The organism is Massilia sp. CCM 8734, from assembly GCF_011682155.1.
Lineage (GTDB): Bacteria > Pseudomonadota > Gammaproteobacteria > Burkholderiales > Burkholderiaceae_D > Telluria_A > Telluria_A rubra.
On the sequence record NZ_WHJI01000179.1, the window covers coordinates 1 to 589 of the forward strand.

Consider the following 589-nt stretch of genomic DNA (forward strand, 5'->3'; position numbering starts at 1 on the left):
ACTTGATATGCCGGTCCAATGCAGACAGGCTCATCCTCATGCGGTCGGCGATCTCCTTGCGCTGCAGGCCATCGTGCATGTGAAGCAGAATCGTCCTCTCGATATCCGACAGGACCGCGCCCGCGGCGGCTTGGGCGGCGGCGGGCGCCCGCAGCTGGTGCCGCATCATGCTGTGCGCGAACCGGGCGATTTCAACCAGACTGGGCTCGATCAAGCGCAGCTCCCTTTCCGTGACAGCTTCACCCTTGCGTGACAGGACCAGCGTGGCCAGGCCGTCGTCGGACGTCATCAGCCAACCGTGCTCGATGCCTTGTTCGATAGCTGCGGTCCAGAACGCCGGATCTTCGGCGTGCCATTGCGCGGCGTGCCAGGTATGGGCGCCGCGCTGCATGTGCAGGCGTGGATCGCGCATCGCTAGTTCTTCCGTTGCATACACCTGGCGCCAGGCCGGCCGGTGATTTTCTTCAAGCACGTAGATGTTGACATCTTCCTTGCAGCGGGCGTAGGCGAGGGTCTGGTCGAAGGAGAACTTCTGCCTGGCAAGCTTGGCGATCTGCGCGAACTGGTCCGCTGGCGGGAGGCAGGCCAG

1 protein-coding gene is annotated in these 589 nt (G+C 63.7%); it reads right to left on the bottom strand.

The annotated features are described in order from the left end of the window. On the bottom strand, window positions 1-589 hold a 589-nt coding region (locus F2P46_RS36145; RefSeq protein ID WP_166899323.1), incomplete at both ends, for an autoinducer binding domain-containing protein.